This is a genomic window from Pseudomonas sp. NPDC089918 (assembly GCF_050280605.1).
Lineage (GTDB): Bacteria > Pseudomonadota > Gammaproteobacteria > Pseudomonadales > Pseudomonadaceae > Aquipseudomonas.
In genome coordinates, this window is sequence record NZ_JBNNVP010000029.1 from 49589 (window position 1) to 65754 (window position 16166).

The following is a 16166-nucleotide window of genomic DNA, read 5'->3' on the forward strand; positions in this document are numbered from 1 at the left end:
AACTTTGTGGGAGCGAGCCTGCTCGCGATAGCGGTGTATCAGTCGACATCAATGTTGAATGTTAGTCAGTCATCGCGAGCAGGCTCGCTCCCACAGGGGATTTGTGGTGTTCATGGGGGCTGTGTCCAGCCTGGACCTGTGCCTCGATCCCTGAGTGTCTACCCCCCATGACAGCAACTGGCCGGTGCCTTGTCCTCATACCGATCGTGATGCCGCACCCAGTCCATGATTTCCTCTTCATTACGCCCCTTGGGCGTGAGATCGAGGTAGTTATAGGCGCCAACCAGCAAATCCAAACCTCGGGCATACGTTGAATAGGTGTGAAAAATCTCCCCCGCTTCATTGCGATAAAACACACTGAGCCCGGGGAGTTCTTCTTCAGCCCCGTCGGTTTTTTCGTAGTTGTAGGTAGCTTTTCCAGCGGCGACGTCTTCGGCCCGGGCTGATACGCCAAAGTCGTAGTTGAAGTCGCAACCTTCAGACGAGACCCAGTCGAATTTCCACCCCATGCGCCGTTTGAAAAGCTGGAATTCGGCGAACGGTGCGTGGGAAACCGCGACCACGGCTACATCGTGATGGGCCAGGTGTTGGTTGGCGCCGTCGATGTGGTCGGAGAGGAACGAGCAACCGGGGCAGCCTTCGTCCCAGCCAGCGGCGAACATGAAGTGGTAGATGATCAATTGGCTGCGGCCGCCGAACAGGTCGGTCAGGCTCAGTTCGCCGTTGGGGCCCTGGAAGCGGTAGGGTTTGTCGATTTTCACCCAGGGCAAAGTGCGGCGTTCGGCGCTGAGTTTGTCTCGTTCCTTGGTGAAGGCTTTTTCGTGGGCCAGGTGTTGTTTGCGGGCAGCGAGCCATTCTTCCCGGGACACGACCGGATGGTTCTGAATGTTCATGGTGATTTCTCCTGCATGCTTTGGCGAAAGTCGATCCGCGCAGAGGGGTAAACCGTCTTACACAGCCTAGTCGTTTGGCCTGTGCCCTATTCGACATACCGCCGGTCGGTAGGGCGAAATAACCAGGCTGAACGGCCGCCCTCCCTGTCGGTCACAACCTATGAAGGCCATTTCACTCACGGGCTCTGGAGGTTGATCAGGATGACGACTTATAACTGGGATTTGATTGAACGCTTGCTGCATGAAGTGCAGAACGGCGCTGGCCACAGTTTCACTCCACGGCCTTATGCCGAGCAGTATGCGGCGGAGAAAGCCTCCGCGGGTGAGCCGTTTGAGAACCTGGATCACCTGAAAACCGTGGCTGGCGAGTACGAAAAGTTACTGCTGCTGCGGGGCTATATCGAGTCTCGGCCAGAAGATCAGGGTGGCAATGGTGAGAACTACATTTTGACGCCTCGGGGCTCGAGTTTATTAAGCCTGATTGACAGCAGCATTCCGGGTAATGAGCATCCGCGCGAGGTGCTGGATGAGCAGGAAGATGCGCTGGAGGAGATGACGTTTGATGAGGTGGCGTCGAAGGCGCAGATTGCCTGAAGATCGCGTTTACCCCCTGTGGGAGCGGGCTTGCTCGCGAATGCGGTGTGACAGTCGACATAGATTTGAATGTTGAACCGCATTCGCGAGCAAGCCCGCTCCCACATTGGATTGTGGTGATCCGTTTAATCCTGCCGCGCCGCTTTCAGGCATTTCAAATCAACGAAATCCTTGCGCACACCTTCAATCTTTTGCAGCAACCGTTCACGTTGAACCGGTGTGCTCTCGGCCATCACGTCCACCAGCAACGCCCGAGCCTGGGCTTCGGTGTTGGCGTAGGCCTCGCGGTAAGCCGGCGTCCACAAACTCTCGCGATTCACCAGAAGTGTCTCGATTCGCTGTGGGAATTCTGGGCTCTGCCGTTGCGCGACTGCCGCGCTGAATTGCTGTTGCCAATGGGCGCGGTTGGCAATCCATTGCTTGTTCTGATCACCCAAGGCATTCGACCAGGCCACGACCCGTTGCTGTTGGCTCGGGTTGAGCGGGCCGAGCCAGTCATTCAGGCGTTTCTCCATGCGCTTGCTCCGCTCTTTGATCTGTTGCTCCAGAGACGGTTTGAGGTAGGCCTCCTGACGTTTGCGTTGGTCCTTGGCGAAGGCATCGTTCATTTCCGCGACTTGCTTGTCATCAAGGCCCTGCAACAACTCGATGGCCGACGGGGTGATTTCCCGGGCGGTATCGGCGATGGCCTGTTTGGCTTCCTGGGTGCGGGTTTGCAGTGCGGCGTCGGTGATCTGGTTGGCTTCGACCATGGCCTGTAAACGATCCAGCCAGTCGAGGTAGCCGGGCAATTGCGTGGTGCAGTGCCAGCTCAAGTGTTCCTTGAGGCGCTCGTTGAACCAGTCTTTTTGCTCGTGATTCATCTCCAGGTAGTCGCTGAGCGTCCAGGGAATGATCACGTCGAGGTTGCGGTAAGCCAGGCCCACGCGGCTGCACGCGGCGACGGTGAGGCTAAGGGTGAGGATGACGCCGATCTGCTTCAACCAGTGCGACATGACGAGTCCTTGCGAAGACCTGGTTTCTTAAAGGGGTCTCTTGTGTGATCGCGGGATAAGCCCGGCAGTTCAGCCAATTAATAGAAGCTGTGCGCAGCCTTGAGCGTCACCAGGCCGTCGCACTGGCTATTGTGGCCAGAATAAGCGGAACAATCGCTGCCGCTCAGGCTTGAATCACTGTAGATCAAGTCCAGATCGATGCCCATGAACGGCCGGGACAATTTCACTGACCAGTCGGTAAAGCTGCCTACATACCCATCGTCAACGGACACCGGTGTGTTGAGTTGATGGGTGGTGTATTTCAGGCTGATCCCGATGCCGAACGGCTGGTTGCCACTGAGGTCGGCGAACAGGGTGCTGTTCTGTTTGTCCGGGTCGTTGCTGAAGGCCGCGCCGAAGCGACTGCCCAGCAGGGTCAGGCCGCCGAAAAGCTCCTGGCTGTCGAGGGTGTCCACTTTCGGGTAGCTGTAATGGATCATGCCCACTTCGTAGCCGAGGGAGTGATCGAAGGGCTGTTTAAAGCCCATGTAGGAATCGACTTCGAGATTGCTCGAGGGACTCAGCCCCATGCTGGGGGACCATTGACCCACATAGAAGCCGCTGTCGTGGCTCAGGTCGAGGCCACCGTGGAACGAGCCGGTCGTCGAGGGTTTGACCAGCCCTTGGGCCATGCTGCGACTGGGCGTGGTGGCGAGTTTAAGATCGAAGTCGCCCAGTTCGCGCTGGAAGACTTGCGCATTGGCGTCTGAACACCACAGCACGCTGCAGAGCAGGAAAAGAGAGGGCTTGAGCATGCGTCACTCCATGAACAGCGAGGAGCAGGTCCTTGAAACCTACTGAAACGCTTGATCTAGACGTGTGCAAGCATACCGGCGAATGCTCGGCATCGAGGGCCGTTCGTCGATTTTTGAAATATTGATTTGTTTGATGGGGTATTGCGGGAGGGTTCCAGTCCAAGCGCTTCGAAGCTCAAAGCGCTTAGGGACCAGTTAACACAGGGGGATTACTTCTTGCCCAATGTGATCTGCTTGGACGGGCCGAACGTCTGGCCGCTGACGCCTTTGGCAATTTGCTGGATCTCTCCGCCGGACTTGAGGAACGCAGCGATCTGGTTGTTGATCGATTCGCTGGTTTCAACGGCTGGAGCTGGCTTTGCTTTGCTGTTGGATGCTTTTACACGCATGGCGGCCATTAACCTGTAGAAATTAACTTGGCCAGGCATCGTACAGGAAATACTTGACAATTGCTTGGTAAATATCCTCCCGAAATACACCTCGGAGAAACGCAATTTATCGCAAGTTATTATTCGCAATGTTCCCGTAAGCTGCTGTTTTAACTAAGAACCCAAGTGAAGAAAAAGCGTTTTTCGGATGGGCAGACCATGGAGCGAGGCACCCAAATGGTCTGACGAGCGGGCAAGCGCACCGGGTAAAACCCAGGAAAATTAAGGCCTTCGACGGATTTTCTTGTGCCACCGGACCGGCCGCCGAACGCGGCCCGCAAAACCGGGTAGAATGCCGCCCACGCAATGAGGGTATTGGACATGGCTTTAGTCGGGCGCTACAACAGTTTGCAAGTGGTTAAACACACTAACTTCGGTTTATATCTGGACGGTGGCGCGGATGGCGAAATCCTTCTGCCTAACCGTTATATCCCCAAAGATATTCCCAGCGAAGATGAAGACTGGCTCAACGTTTTTATTTATCTGGACAGCGATGACAAACTTATCGCAACGACCGAAAAGCCGAAAGTTCAGGTCGGTGAATTCGCCAGTTTGAAAGTTGTTGAAGTCAACAGCATCGGCGTGTTCCTGGATTGGGGTTTGCCGAAGGACCTGCTGCTGCCGTATTCCGAAGAAAAGCGCCAGATGACGGCCGGCGAGTATGTCGTGGTGCACGTTTATCTCGACAAACACACGCGCCGCATCACCGCGACGGCGCGTCTGGACCGCTACCTGGACAAGACCCCGGCCAATTACACCCCGGGTCAGGAAGTTGATTTGCTGGTGGCCGAAGCGACCGATATGGGCTTCAAGGCAATCATCAACAACAAGCATTGGGGTCTGATCCACAAGAACGAAATCTTCAAGTTCATGCGCGCCGGTAAAGAAGAGAAGGGCTTTATCAAAGAAGTCCGCGCCGACGGCAAGATCAGCCTGAGCCTGCAACCGGTGGGCGAGGAAGCTGCCACTAGCCTGAACTCGAAGATTCTTGCCAAGTTGCGCGACAACAACGGCACTCTGCCAGTCAGCGACAAGAGCGACCCGACGCTGATCAGCAGTATGTTCGGCGTCAGCAAGGGCAACTTCAAAAAGGCCATTGGTGCGTTGTACAAGAACGGCCAGATCGTCATTCACGCTGATCGTATCGAACTCAGCTGACCCTACGCCGCCCGTGTAGGAGCTGGCGCAGGTTGCGATCTTTTGACTGTAAAAGATCAAGATCAAAAGATCGCAGCCTGCGGCAGCTCCTACAGGGAGGACGCGACCGCCATATGACGCAAGCAACGATTTAAAGGTCTTTTGCAGACACCTTTTTCTGTCCATCTGGTTAATAATCGACGGCATAATTTTTCGCCCCGGCACTCTGCTCAGCCAGAAGGTCGGGGCTTTGCTTTTACTGTCGAGTCACTGCCATGGATTGTGTTATCGAGGTGTTCCGGTGAGCGCCACCCGGCGTAGCGCCGATGGGTTTGCCCTGCAAGTGATGGTCGGGCTGTGCCTGATCTGGGGCGTGCAGCAGGTGATGATCAAGTGGGCCGCGCCCGACATCGCGCCGGTCATGCAAGCGGCGGGGCGGTCGGGTATTTCCGCATTGCTCGTAGGATTGTTGATCTGCTGGAAGGGCGGTTGGGATCAGGTTGGCACTACCTGGCGCGGCGGCTTGCTGGCGGGTGCGTTGTTTGGCCTGGAGTTTTTCTTCATTTCCGAAGGCCTGCAATTGACCACGGCCGCGCACATGTCGGTGTTCCTTTATACCGCGCCGATCTTCACCGCGTTGGGCGTGCATTGGCTGCTGCCGAGTGAGCGTTTAAGGCCGGTGCAGTGGCTGGGGATTGTTCTCGCCTTCATCGGCATTGCCATTGCGTTTGCCGGTGGCGTGTCGTGGGACAACCTCGACCACCGCATGCTGATGGGCGATGCGTTGGGCGTGCTGGCTGGCGCGTCATGGGGCGCGACCACTGTTGTGGTGCGCGCCTCGCGCCTGTCGGAAGCGCCGGTGACGCTGACGCTGTTTTATCAACTGATCGTCGGCTTCGTCGGCCTGCTGTTGATCGCGATCCTCAGCGGGCAGGTCACTCATGTCAGCCTGACCACTGTTGCCGTGGCGAGTGTGTTATTCCAAGGGTTGGTGGTGTCGTTCTTCAGTTACTTGACCTGGTTCTGGCTGCTGCGTCGTTATCTGGCGGCGAACCTGGCGGTGTTTTCGTTCATGACGCCGCTGTTCGGCGTCACATTCGGCGTGGTGCTGCTGGGCGAAGAACTGAGTCTCAACTTTGTGATCGGCGCGGTGCTGGTTCTGCTCGGGATCACTTTTGTGAGCGCAGAGCAGTGGGTCCGCCGTCGTTTGCGCAAAGCACTTGGGCAACCCTGACCGGGCGCAGCAACAGGCCTCCTGCGATGAGCAAACCGCTGCCGGCGATCAGCAGCGCGGGTTGCAATCCACCGCTGAAATGACTGCTCAGCGCTGCCAGCAACGGCCCGCTGAGCTGACCCACGGCGAAGCACGCGGTGAGCAGCCCGGCGTTGCGCTGGGTGGCATGGGGCGCCAGTTCCCGGGAGCGCTGCATCACCAGTTGCATGCAGGCCAGGAACGGCCCGCCACACAAGATCACCCCTAACGCCAGGCCGGCACCGCTGCCCAACAGGCAGGCGAAGACTCCGACCGCTTGCAACCACAATGTTGCCATCAGCCAATGGCGAGTGGCATTCGGGTTGTGCCGACGCAGGCTCACCAACACCACCCCGATTGCCGCCGCCAGACCGAAGCATGGCCAGAATAGATCGGCTTGCCATTGCCCATGGAACTGCGCGCTGGCCATTTGCGAGAGGAAAGTGGCCGGGATGATGTAGCCCAAACCGTACAGACCATAGATCACCGGTAAACGTCCGACACCTTGGGTGCCGGATGTGGCAGCAGGTGGTGTCGCCACAGAAGAGGCAGCCGGTTGCGGCAGGAACGGCAGAATCCCCAACAGCATCACCAGCCCGACTCCGGCATACACCAGCCACAAGACTGCGGACGTCTGCCCCAGCAGGTTCGAGCCCAGAGCCAACAACCCTGTCAGAAAAATCCCCAGGCCCGGCCCGGCAAAGACCAGGGCGCCAAGTCGCGGACGACCGGCCGCCGCTGCCAGCGGTTGACTCAATGCGGTAATCATCACCAACACCCAGGCGCTGGCCACGCCCGTGCCGAAACGCAGCACCAGATGCGACCAGAACCCGTCGGCCCAGAACGAGGCCAGGGTCAGCAATACACAGAGCCACAAACCGCCGATCAGGCGCCGACGAACCTGGTTGGGACGACGGGCGAACATCGCGTCCACCGCGCCGACGAAGTAGCCGAGGTAGTTGGCGGCGGCAATCAGACCGGCGGCAGTCAGGTCGATCTGGCCTTCGCTGAGCAAGTGCGGCAGTTGCGGGGTCAGGGCGAAACGCCCGATGCCCATGGCCATCATCAGGGCGATGAAGCTGGCGGTTAAGCGAATCAGAGGGGACATGGTCTGAGTTCCGTTCCGAGGATCAATGACCGCCAGGCTAGGACTGATTGACTTTCTTTAAAAATGAATAATAGTGAGAAACTTGTTCTGATTTGGAGAATGGCGTGGAATTCAGCCAATTGCGGATCTTCCAGGCGGTGGCGGAGGAGGGCTCCATTACCCGGGCTGCTGAACGCTTGCATCGCGTGCCGTCCAACCTGTCGACCCGGCTCAAGCAGCTCGAAGAGCAACTCGGTGTCGAACTGTTCGTACGTGAGCGTCAGCGTTTGCAGTTGTCACCTGCGGGAAAAGTCCTCTTGGACTACACCGCCAAGCTGTTCGCCTTGCACGACGAAGCCCATGCGGCAGTGCAGGGCGGGCAACCGGCCGGGGATTTCGTACTGGGCACCATGTACAGCACCGCCGCAATTCACCTGCCAGAGCTGTTGGCGCGTTATCACCGCAGCTATCCGGCGGTGAACCTGCAAGTGCAATCGGGCCCCAGCGGCGAATTGCTCGAAGGTCTGCTCACCGGGCGCCTCGATGCGGCGCTGGTGGACGGTCCGCTGGAACTGGCCGGGCTCGACGGCGTGCCGTTGTGCGACGAACGGCTGGTGTTGATCAGCGAGGCCGATCATCCGCCGGTACGCAGCGCACTGGATGTCGAAGGACGTTCGGTGTTCACGTTTCGCCAGGGCTGTTCCTATCGGATGCGTCTGGAAGCCTGGTTTGCCCATGATCACGCGGCCATGGGCCGGGCGATGGAGATCGAGTCCTATCCGGGAATGCTCGCCTGTGTGATTGCCGGTTCCGGCGTGGCGCTGATGTCGGAGTCGATGCTCGCCAGTCTGCCGGGGCGCGAAAGCGTGGCAGTGCACCCGTTGGCCGAGCCATTCGCCAGCGCGACCACTTGGCTGATGTGGCGCAAAGGCATGGTCGGGGCCAACCTGAATGCATGGATCGAGCAACAGCAGGCGGTGTATCCATCGGCAGCGATTCAGGCCCAGGCAATTGCTTGAACGTGCGGTCTGGGATTTGGATCAATTTAGTAACAGATCATTGCGATCTTGGGCGAGCATTGCGTAGGACTTCGGACTATTATCAGTGCGAAGGGGCTACAGAACTTCGGCCGCTCGGCACGACCCTGAAGGGGGGCATCATGAAAGAGAAAATCCAAAACTGGCTGCATGACCTGGGTGTCGCACTCGGTTTGATCGAACCGCCTCTGCAACCCATACCCATTCGCACTGACGACGAACAACGTCGCCGCCAGCAGCGCCGCCGGTAAACGCCTGAACCTATCTGGCAAGCGGGCTTGTTGTGGCAAGGAGACTTGCCCGAGGGGCTTGCTTGTGGCGAGGGGGCTTGCCCCCGTTCGGCTGCGCAGCAGTCGTAAACCGGCGCACTGCGTTCTGTCTGATACACCGCGGTGAGCGTTTTGGGGTCGCTTCGCGGCCCAACGGGGGCAAGCCCCCTCGCCACAGGTGACTGCATCTGCCACAAAAGATGTATATGACAACCGGTCTCAATACCGCCCGATCTCAATCAAAAACCGGCTCAAGTCGTCGACGGTCGTCGCAGTCTTGAGCATTCGGTCTTCTTCGGCGGTGGACGCTGTCAGTCCCAGCTGATCTTCCAGATGGAAAATCAGATCTTGAATATCTTTTTTATCCAGTCCCAACTGCACCAGACGGGTGTTGTCGTCGAAGTCTTCCCGGCCCTCCAGCAGACGGCTGATGAGGCGGTGCACGGCTGTACGAACGGCGTCTCTTGTCATGATTGTTCTTCGAGGGCGTTATTGTTGTTGTCCCTGGTGCTGAGTACAGCAGGCTTCAGGCGTGTCGGCGCTGCCACTCGTCTATCATCGTGCGCAAATACTCCCCGGAAAAACTCCCGAAATGTCCGCCGTGCACCGTGCGGATCGGCAGCGCGCGCAAGCGTTGCAGGCTGCGGGCGTAGTCGTCGAGGTTGGAGTGATAGGCGTCTTCGATCAGAGGCCCGTCGTAAATGATGTCGCCGCTGAACAGGGTTTCGGTCGCCGCTTCAAACAGGCTGATGCCGCCCGGTGAATGACCCGGCGTGTGCAGCACTTGCAGGACCCGATCGCCGAGATCGAGCACGTCGCCTTCTTCAATCAAACCCGTGGCCGGTGCGGCTTTGACCCGGTATTCGGCGTAGCACAACGGGCAGTCGGGGTGAGCCTCGAACATGTCGTCACCGACAAAAGCCTTGCTCAGGGTGTTGTCGCCGTCGGGCTCGGCGAGGATCTGTGCCTCGGCCGGGTGTACCAGCCGTTCGGGGAATTCGTGATGCCCGGCGATGTGGTCGAAATGGCAATGGCTGGCCACCGCCACCAGTGGTCGTTCGGTGATCCACGGCAATTGCTCGCGCAGGCTGACCAGGCCGGAACCGCTGTCCAGCAGCAAATCCTTGTCACGCCCCTGAATGTGCCAGAGATTGCAGCGGTAAAAGGGCCGAATGTAAGGCTCGTGAATCAGGCGGATGCCGTCGCTGAGCTGTTTCACTTCGAACCACTGATCGCGAGAAACAATCTTCATCAAAGGTTTTCTCCAGGCGAAAAAAAACGGGTGTGGCAACCGACGCCACACCCGTCGAAGAAAGCATCAAGTCGTCATGTTTAAGCTTAGGCGGCGCTGGCCACCACGGCCGGGCGACGGGACAGCAAGCTGACCACCACGAAACTCACCAGACCCACGCCGAGGCTGTAGTAGATCGGGGTGTTGGCGTCCATACCGTCCTTGACCATGAACAGCAGCGCGGTGGCGAAGCCCATGCCCATGCTGGCTATAGCGCCGGCGGTGGTTGCGCGTTTCCAGAAGATTGCACCGATCAGCGGGATCAGCATGCCGCCCACCAACAGGTTGTAGGCCAGGGTCAGGGCACTGATCACGTCGTTCACCACCAGCGCGATCCCCAGCACGGCGATGCCGGTCAGCAGGGTGAACAGGCGGTTGACCGCCAGGCTCGACTGTTTACCGCCGCGCAGTTTCGGCAGCAGGTCTTCGGTCAGGGTGGTGGCGGCGGCGAGCAGGCCGGCGCTGGCGGTGGACATCATGGCCGCCAGGGCAGCCGCAATTACCAGGCCACGGATACCGTCCGGCAGGGACAGTTTGACGATGGCGGCGAAGGCGTTGTTGACGTTGTCCAGGTCCGGGATCAGCACATGAGCGGCCATGCCGATCAGGGCGCAGGCCAGTCCGTAAAGGATGCAGTAGAAGCCTGCGAATGTACCGGCGACCTGAGCCACTTTGGCGCTCTTGACGGTGAACACACGCTGCCAGATGTCTTGGCCGATCAGGATCCCGAAGAAGTAGATCATGAAGTAGGTGATGATGGTGTCCCAGCCAATCGTGGTGAAGCTGAAGGCGGTTGCCGGCAGTTTCAACACCAACTCATCCCAACCACCGACGCGGTACAGGCAGATTGGCAACAGGATGAACATCAGGCCCACTGTCTTGATGACGAACTGGACGATGTCGGTCAGGGTCAGGGACCACATGCCGCCGATCGCCGAATAGATCACCACCACGCCACCGCCGACCAATACCGACAGCCAGAACGGCAGGTCGAACAGCACTTGCAGTACGGTGCCAATGGCCAGAATCGAGACCACGCCGATCATCAGCGCATACGCCAGCATGATCACCGCGCTCGCGGAGCGGGCCATCGGGTTGTAGCGTTTTTCCAGCACCTGGGTAACGGTGTAGATTTTCAGTTTCAGCAGCGGTTTGGCGAGGAACAGGTTCAGCGCCACGATCCCGCAACCGAGGGCTGCGCAGAGCCAGAAACCGGAGATGCCATGGACGTAGCCCAGGCGCACGGTGCCGACAGTAGATGCGCCGCCCAGAACGGTAGCGGCCATGGTGCCCATGTACAGGCTCGGGCCTAGGTTACGACCGGCGACCAAAAAGTCTTCGTTGGTCTTGGCCTTGCGCATGCCGTAGTAGCCGAGTATCAGCATCGCGGCGGCGTAGATGAGTACGACGAATAAATCCAAAGCCATGATGGCGTGTCTCCGATTGTCTTTTTTATGGTGAAACAAAGATGGTTCTATGGACCGGCCCCTGTGGGAGCGAGCCTGCTCGCGATAGCGATTTATCAGTCACATCAATGTCGGATGTGCCGCAGTCATCGCGAGCAGGCTCGCTCCCACAGGGGTGTCGGTGTCAGGCTGGCTGACGCATTTCAGGTTTTGCGATGGTGTGTGCGCCCTTGCTGCGTGCATCGTTGGGGCCGAACACCGCAGCCGGTTCCGGGAACAGGCTCAGCAATGTCAGGTACACCAGCGAGGCCAGGCCGAGGGTCACCGGCAAGCTGATGTCGATCCCACCAGCGAGGTTGCCCAGCGGCCCGACAAACTGCCCCGGCAGGTTCACGAAGCACAAACCCACCAATGCACTTGGGATCCAGGCACCCAGGCCGCGCCAGTTCCAGCCGTGGGTGAACCAGTAACGGCCACCTTTCTCGCCACGGGTGAACACCTGCAGGTCATCCGGGCAGTAGAAGCCGCGACGCACCAGCAGGCCGATGATCATGATCACCATCCACGGGGTGGTGCAGGTGATGATCAGCACAGCGAAGGTCGACACGCTCTGCACCAGGTTCGCCGCAAAGCGCCCGATGAAGATGAAGGCAATCGACATCACGCCGATCAGCAACGTTGCCTTGACCCGCGACAGCACCCTCGGGAACACGCTGGACATGTCCAGCCCGGTGCCATACAGCGACGTGGTGCCGGTGGACATGCCGCCGATCACCGCAATCAGGCACACCGGCAGGAAGAACCAGCTCGGCGATACCGCCAGCAGACCGCCGACGTAGTTGTTGGCCGCGATGTAGTCCGGTGCCTTGATCGCCACGATGGTGGCGGTGGCGAGGCCGAACAGGAACGGGATGAAGGTGGCGATCTGCGAGATCACCACGGCAGCCATGATCCGGCGCTTGGACGTATCACGCGGGATGTAGCGCGACCAGTCGCCGAGGAACGCGCCGAAGGAAATCGGGTTGCTCATCGCTACCAGCGCAGCGCCGATGAAGGCCGCCCAGAAACCCGGTTGACCGAGGCTGACGCTGCCGGCGTAGTTCACATCGAAAGGACCGGCGAAGGCGAAGATGCCCAGCAGGAACAACAGGCTGGCGCTCCACACGGCGATCTTGTTGACCCACAGCAGGAAGCGGAAGCCGTAGATGCACACCGTCAATACCAGGATCGCGAACAAGCCGTAGGCCAGGCCCAGGGTCAGGTCGGTTTCCGGCAGGCCGATCAGGCGTTTCGCGCCACCGATCAACGCATCACCCGAGCTCCACACCGAGAGCGAGAAGAAGGCGATGGCGGTCAGCAGCGACAGGAACGAACCGACGATCCGCCCGTGCACCCCGAAGTGCGCACCGGACGACACCGCGTTGTTGGTGCCATTGAGCGGACCGAACAGGCCCATCGGTGCAAGGATCAGCGAACCCAGCAACACGCCCAGCACAATCGCCCAGACGCCCGCCTGGAAAGACAGGCCGAACAGTACCGGGAAACTGCCGAGCACGGCGGTGGCAAAGGTGTTGGAACCGCCGAAGATCATCCGGAACAAGTCCGTCGGGCCTGCGGTGCGTTCGTTGTCCGGGATCTGTTCGACCCCGTAGGTTTCGATTTGCGTAAGGCTTTGGTCTTTGTTGTTGTTATTCATGATCTGCTCCGATCATAAAGGCGCGCTCATCGTGCGTGAGCGTCACCTGTTTGGCTAAGGGGGTGGCAGCCCTTCCGGCATTGCGGACAAATGTTCGTGGCAGGCCAGCCATAGGCCTTGTTGTTCTTGGCCAGACGTCTGTTTCTTGAAAACAATCGTCTCGCGTTCCTGGCTGAAGTGTTGCTCCCCTTGCATGCGCAGCTCGGTGGCTACGTCATGGATGAAAATCGCCACGTCACCTTGCAGGCTGACGAAGGCGTTGCTCGAGGTGCACGACAGCACCTCGAAGCCGTCCTCGGCGCGCCAGGTGTCCCACAACGCCTGATAGGCATCGCGCGACAGCAGGGGCTGCTCGAGGGTGTAGAACACGAAGCTGGCATCAACGCTGAATGCGCCGAAGTAAGCTTCGCGATCGTTACGGGCAAAGGCCGATACCAGCTCAGCGGCGGCATTGAGTACCTGATCACGTTCGCTCATGACCGATCCTCAGCGATGGACCACGCCCGGCAGTACGCAGAGCATTTCGTACAGCAGGTTGGCGCCCAGCAGCGAGGTGTTACCGGTGGTGTCGTACGCTGGCGAGACTTCCACCAGATCGCAGCCGACCAGATCGAGGCCTTGGCAGCCGCGCACGATTTCGATCGCCTGAATGGTCGTCAGGCCGCCGATTTCCGGGGTGCCAGTGCCTGGTGCCCAGGCCGGGTCGATACCGTCGATATCGAAACTCAGGTACACCGGACCGCCGCCGACTTTCTCGCGAACTTCAGCCATCAACGGTGCCAGGGATTTGTGCCAGCATTCTTCAGCCTGAACCACACGGAAGCCTTGATTGCGGCTCCAGTTGAAGTCATCAGCGGTGTAACCCTGAGCGCGCAAGCCAATTTGCACCACGCGGTCGCAATCCAGAAGGCCTTCTTCTACAGCGCGACGGAAGGTCGTGCCGTGGGCGATCTTCTCGCCGAACATGTGATCGTTCACGTCGGCGTGAGCGTCGATGTGCACCAGGCCGACCTTGCCGTGCTTTTTATGGATGGCACGCAGGATCGGCAGGGTGATGGTGTGGTCGCCGCCGAGGGTCAGGGGGATCACATCGTGTTCGAGGATATTGTCGTAGGCCTCTTCGATGATCCGCACGGCGTCCAGCAGGTTGAACGTGTTAATCGCCACGTCACCGATGTCGGCAACCGACAGCGAATCGAACGGCGCGGCGCCGGTGGCCATGTTGTACGGGCGGATCATCACCGATTCCGCGCGGATTTCACGCGGCCCGAAGCGGGTGCCGGGGCGCAGGGACGTGCCGATGTCCAGCGGGATGCCAATAAAGGCAGCGTCCAGGCCGGCGGCGGATGGCAAATGGGGAAGTCGCAGCATGGTGGCGATGCCGCCGAAGCGCGGCATTTCGTTGCCGCCCAGTGGTTGGTGAAGAATCTTGTCCACGGGTAAGGCCTCATCGTCGTTGTTTTATTTATGTCGGTTGCACGCTCGGGGAGAGACGGGCACCGCTGTGGGCCGATTCTGCGAAATGTAGTGACCGGGAAGAATCGCTACGGGCAAATACTTAGTTCAGATTTTTCTAAACTAATGGCGAGGGCGGAGATAGACTCTTACGCGTGATCGTTCCCACGCTCTGCGTGGGAACGCATCCACGGACGCTCCGCGTCCAGCTGTTTCCTGCATGTGACGCAGAGCGTCACGGGCTGCATTCCCACGCAGAGCGTGGGAACGATCTAGGTGCTTGGAGTCCCCCATGGCCAACGCTTTACCCGACCTGAAACTATTGCGCATCTTCGTCAGCGTGGTCCGCCATCAGGGGTTCGCCAACGCCCAGCAAGAGCTCAACCTCTCGACCTCGGCCATCAGCACTTACATGAGTCAGCTCGAAGCGGCCTTGGGCCTGGTGCTTTGCCATCGCGGTCGCGGTGGTTTCAGCCTGACCAGCAAGGGTGAGCTGTTCCATCAGGAAACCCTGCGGCTATTGGCCGAACTCGAAGGTTTCGAACAATACGCCGCCGCCCTCAAAGGCGAGCTGCGCGGAACCTTGAACCTGGGCGTGATCGACTCCACCGTCAGCGACAAGGCCTTGCCCTTCGCCGAAGCCATCGGTGCCTACAGTCAGGAGCACCCGGCGGTGCATTTGCATCTGTCGGTCATGAGCCCTTACGAGCTGCAACTCGGCGTGCAGGACAACCGCCTCGACCTGGCCATCGGTGCCTTTTCCACGCGCATGAGCGGTCTGGTCTACATGCCGCTGTACCGCGAGCAACACTGGCTGTATTGCAGCAGTCGCCATCCGCTGTTCACCGAGCGGCGTATTCCTGAGCAAGTCATCACCCAGCAGCGCATGGTCGGTCGCGGCTATTGGAGCCAGGCCGAACTGGCCCGCCACGGTTTCAAACACAGCGCGGCGACCGTGGAAAGTATGGAAGCCCAGCTGATTCTGGTGCTGTCCGGCGCCTACATCGGTTACCTGCCGGAGCACTACGCCCAGGCTTGGGCTGACAAAGGTGATTTACGCGTGCTGTTGCCGGCGACGTTCGGTTATCAGGCGCCGTTCTCGATGATCGTGCGCCGAGGCCGCAGCCGCGAACCGCTGATCCAGACCTTCCGCGACCTGCTCAAAGCGCAGCTCAATCAGGCTTAAGACAATGTCCAGAATCCAGTGCCCGCGTTGCCTGCGTCCACAAACCCATTGCCTGTGCCCGCTGATCCCGAGCCTCGACAGCCGCACCCGGGTGTTGCTGCTTCAGCATCCAAGCGAAGTGAACCACGCGCTGAACACCGCGCGGTTGGCCGCGTTGGGGTTGAAGAATGCCGAGTTGATCGTTGGCGAGGTGTTTGAGGATTTGCCGGCGCTGTTGAATCAGCCGGGCTATCAGGCGCGGCTGCTGTTTCCCGCCGAGGATGCGCAACCGTTGCAGGCTTACACCACCAATGATGAACCGCTATTACTGGTGGTTCCGGACGGCACCTGGCGCAAGGCGCGCAAAATGCTGCACCTCAATCCGTTGTTGGCGGCGTTGCCCAGAGTGACGCTGGCCGAGGGCGGGGTGTCGCGTTATCGCTTGCGCAAGGCTCCGGGGCCTGGGGCGTTATCGACGGTGGAGGCGATTGTGCAGGCGTTGCAGGCGCTTGAGTCACCCGTCAGTTTTGAGCCGTTGTTAAAACCGTTCGAGGCATTGATCGAGGGGCAGATTGCGGCGATGGGGGAGGAGACCTACCAGAAAAATCACGGGCGATGATCGTTCCCATGCTCTGCGTGGGAATGCATCCAGTGACGCTCTGCGTCA

Annotated in this window: 18 protein-coding genes; 7 read left to right on the plus strand and 11 right to left on the minus strand. The window is 59.4% G+C overall.

Features of this window, described 5'->3' with window-relative positions; genetic code table 11:
* Positions 1-158: 158 nt before the first annotated feature.
* Entirely contained in the window at positions 159-893 is a 735-nt protein-coding gene (locus tag ACQKPC_RS20145) for a DUF899 domain-containing protein (protein ID WP_427626026.1), read from the minus strand.
* A 201-nt stretch (positions 894-1094) separates the two neighbouring features.
* Between ACQKPC_RS20145 and ACQKPC_RS20150 the strand changes: the two genes are divergently transcribed.
* A complete protein-coding gene (locus ACQKPC_RS20150) occupies positions 1095-1487 on the plus strand; it encodes a transcriptional regulator (RefSeq protein WP_427626027.1) in 393 nt (130 codons plus the stop codon).
* Positions 1488-1612: 125 nt separating this feature from the next.
* Here the strand turns inward: ACQKPC_RS20150 and ACQKPC_RS20155 are convergent, their stop codons facing one another.
* The 3 genes from ACQKPC_RS20155 to ACQKPC_RS20165 all read right to left on the minus strand — a co-directional run bounded on the left by ACQKPC_RS20155 (position 1613) and on the right by ACQKPC_RS20165 (position 3674).
* On the minus strand, positions 1613-2482 hold the full coding sequence (locus tag ACQKPC_RS20155; RefSeq protein ID WP_427626028.1) for a DUF6279 family lipoprotein: 870 nt from the start codon (positions 2480-2482) through the stop codon (positions 1613-1615).
* Between the two features lie 77 nt (positions 2483-2559).
* A complete protein-coding gene (locus ACQKPC_RS20160) occupies positions 2560-3276 on the minus strand; it encodes a TorF family putative porin (protein WP_008076706.1) in 717 nt (238 codons plus the stop codon).
* Between the two features lie 209 nt (positions 3277-3485).
* Positions 3486-3674: a hypothetical protein gene (locus ACQKPC_RS20165; protein WP_017337097.1), complete on the minus strand. Its 189-nt coding sequence runs from the start codon at positions 3672-3674 to the stop codon at positions 3486-3488.
* Between the two features lie 351 nt (positions 3675-4025).
* Here ACQKPC_RS20165 and ACQKPC_RS20170 point away from each other — a divergent pair, with 351 nt between their 5' ends.
* Both ACQKPC_RS20170 and ACQKPC_RS20175 read left to right on the plus strand, forming a co-directional pair.
* Positions 4026-4862 (plus strand): CvfB family protein, encoded by an 837-nt coding sequence (locus ACQKPC_RS20170; protein WP_030131899.1) that lies wholly within the window; start codon positions 4026-4028, stop codon positions 4860-4862.
* A 280-nt stretch (positions 4863-5142) separates the two neighbouring features.
* Entirely contained in the window at positions 5143-6075 is a 933-nt protein-coding gene (locus tag ACQKPC_RS20175) for a DMT family transporter (protein WP_063341262.1), read from the plus strand.
* On the opposite strand, the gene ACQKPC_RS20180 is transcribed toward ACQKPC_RS20175, so the two are convergent.
* A complete protein-coding gene (locus tag ACQKPC_RS20180) occupies positions 6011-7201 on the minus strand; it encodes an MFS transporter (RefSeq protein WP_427626029.1) in 1191 nt (396 codons plus the stop codon). The genes ACQKPC_RS20175 and ACQKPC_RS20180 overlap by 65 nt on opposite strands.
* A 104-nt stretch (positions 7202-7305) precedes the next feature.
* Between ACQKPC_RS20180 and ptrR the strand changes: the two genes are divergently transcribed.
* Entirely contained in the window at positions 7306-8199 is an 894-nt protein-coding gene (ptrR, locus tag ACQKPC_RS20185; protein WP_427626030.1) for a putrescine utilization regulator PtrR, read from the plus strand.
* 140 nt (positions 8200-8339) lie between these two features.
* Complete coding sequence (locus ACQKPC_RS20190; RefSeq protein ID WP_007905120.1) at positions 8340-8468, plus strand: PA1414 family protein; 129 nt, start codon at positions 8340-8342, stop codon at positions 8466-8468.
* Positions 8469-8705: 237 nt separating this feature from the next.
* On the opposite strand, the gene ACQKPC_RS20195 is transcribed toward ACQKPC_RS20190, so the two are convergent.
* The 6 genes from ACQKPC_RS20195 to speB form a co-directional block, all read right to left on the minus strand.
* Entirely contained in the window at positions 8706-8957 is a 252-nt protein-coding gene (locus tag ACQKPC_RS20195) for an acyl carrier protein (protein ID WP_427626031.1), read from the minus strand.
* A 55-nt stretch (positions 8958-9012) separates the two neighbouring features.
* Positions 9013-9738, minus strand: a complete 726-nt coding sequence (locus ACQKPC_RS20200) for an MBL fold metallo-hydrolase (RefSeq protein ID WP_008013544.1) — start codon at positions 9736-9738, stop codon at positions 9013-9015.
* 86 nt (positions 9739-9824) lie between these two features.
* Complete coding sequence (locus ACQKPC_RS20205) at positions 9825-11204, minus strand: sodium:solute symporter (RefSeq protein WP_427626032.1); 1380 nt, start codon at positions 11202-11204, stop codon at positions 9825-9827.
* Positions 11205-11367: 163 nt separating this feature from the next.
* Positions 11368-12879, minus strand: a complete 1512-nt coding sequence (locus ACQKPC_RS20210) for a purine-cytosine permease family protein (RefSeq protein ID WP_427626033.1) — start codon at positions 12877-12879, stop codon at positions 11368-11370.
* Positions 12880-12933: 54 nt separating this feature from the next.
* Positions 12934-13356, minus strand: coding sequence for a YybH family protein (locus tag ACQKPC_RS20215; protein ID WP_007905130.1), 423 nt, complete (start codon positions 13354-13356; stop codon positions 12934-12936).
* A gap of 9 nt (positions 13357-13365) precedes the next feature.
* Positions 13366-14316, minus strand: a complete 951-nt coding sequence (gene speB, locus ACQKPC_RS20220) for an agmatinase (RefSeq protein WP_030131905.1) — start codon at positions 14314-14316, stop codon at positions 13366-13368.
* A 310-nt stretch (positions 14317-14626) separates the two neighbouring features.
* Here speB and ACQKPC_RS20225 point away from each other — a divergent pair, with 310 nt between their 5' ends.
* Both ACQKPC_RS20225 and ACQKPC_RS20230 read left to right on the plus strand, forming a co-directional pair.
* Positions 14627-15520, plus strand: coding sequence for a LysR family transcriptional regulator (locus ACQKPC_RS20225; RefSeq protein WP_008013540.1), 894 nt, complete (start codon positions 14627-14629; stop codon positions 15518-15520).
* Between the two features lie 4 nt (positions 15521-15524).
* Positions 15525-16118 carry a tRNA-uridine aminocarboxypropyltransferase gene (locus ACQKPC_RS20230; RefSeq protein ID WP_427626034.1) on the plus strand — a complete coding sequence of 198 codons (594 nt, stop codon included), beginning with the start codon at positions 15525-15527 and terminating at the stop codon, positions 16116-16118.
* Positions 16119-16166 lie beyond the last annotated feature (48 nt).

What these genes read in the sequence shown, in the direction of transcription:
- ACQKPC_RS20170 (WP_030131899.1), top strand. Translation starts at nt 4,026, where the DNA reads ATGGCTTTAGTCGGGCGCTACAACAGTTTGCAAGTGGTTAAACACACT.
- ACQKPC_RS20165 (WP_017337097.1), bottom strand. Translation starts at nt 3,674, where the DNA reads ATGGCCGCCATGCGTGTAAAAGCATCCAACAGCAAAGCAAAGCCAGCT.
- ACQKPC_RS20205 (WP_427626032.1), bottom strand. Translation starts at nt 11,204, where the DNA reads ATGGCTTTGGATTTATTCGTCGTACTCATCTACGCCGCCGCGATGCTG.
- ACQKPC_RS20155 (WP_427626028.1), bottom strand. Translation starts at nt 2,482, where the DNA reads ATGTCGCACTGGTTGAAGCAGATCGGCGTCATCCTCACCCTTAGCCTC.
- ACQKPC_RS20190 (WP_007905120.1), top strand. Translation starts at nt 8,340, where the DNA reads ATGAAAGAGAAAATCCAAAACTGGCTGCATGACCTGGGTGTCGCACTC.
- ACQKPC_RS20215 (WP_007905130.1), bottom strand. Translation starts at nt 13,356, where the DNA reads ATGAGCGAACGTGATCAGGTACTCAATGCCGCCGCTGAGCTGGTATCG.
- ACQKPC_RS20230 (WP_427626034.1), top strand. Translation starts at nt 15,525, where the DNA reads ATGTCCAGAATCCAGTGCCCGCGTTGCCTGCGTCCACAAACCCATTGC.
- ACQKPC_RS20160 (WP_008076706.1), bottom strand. Translation starts at nt 3,276, where the DNA reads ATGCTCAAGCCCTCTCTTTTCCTGCTCTGCAGCGTGCTGTGGTGTTCA.
- ACQKPC_RS20225 (WP_008013540.1), top strand. Translation starts at nt 14,627, where the DNA reads ATGGCCAACGCTTTACCCGACCTGAAACTATTGCGCATCTTCGTCAGC.
- ACQKPC_RS20210 (WP_427626033.1), bottom strand. Translation starts at nt 12,879, where the DNA reads ATGAATAACAACAACAAAGACCAAAGCCTTACGCAAATCGAAACCTAC.
- ACQKPC_RS20145 (WP_427626026.1), bottom strand. Translation starts at nt 893, where the DNA reads ATGAACATTCAGAACCATCCGGTCGTGTCCCGGGAAGAATGGCTCGCT.
- ACQKPC_RS20200 (WP_008013544.1), bottom strand. Translation starts at nt 9,738, where the DNA reads ATGAAGATTGTTTCTCGCGATCAGTGGTTCGAAGTGAAACAGCTCAGC.
- ACQKPC_RS20195 (WP_427626031.1), bottom strand. Translation starts at nt 8,957, where the DNA reads ATGACAAGAGACGCCGTTCGTACAGCCGTGCACCGCCTCATCAGCCGT.
- ACQKPC_RS20150 (WP_427626027.1), top strand. Translation starts at nt 1,095, where the DNA reads ATGACGACTTATAACTGGGATTTGATTGAACGCTTGCTGCATGAAGTG.
- ACQKPC_RS20180 (WP_427626029.1), bottom strand. Translation starts at nt 7,201, where the DNA reads ATGTCCCCTCTGATTCGCTTAACCGCCAGCTTCATCGCCCTGATGATG.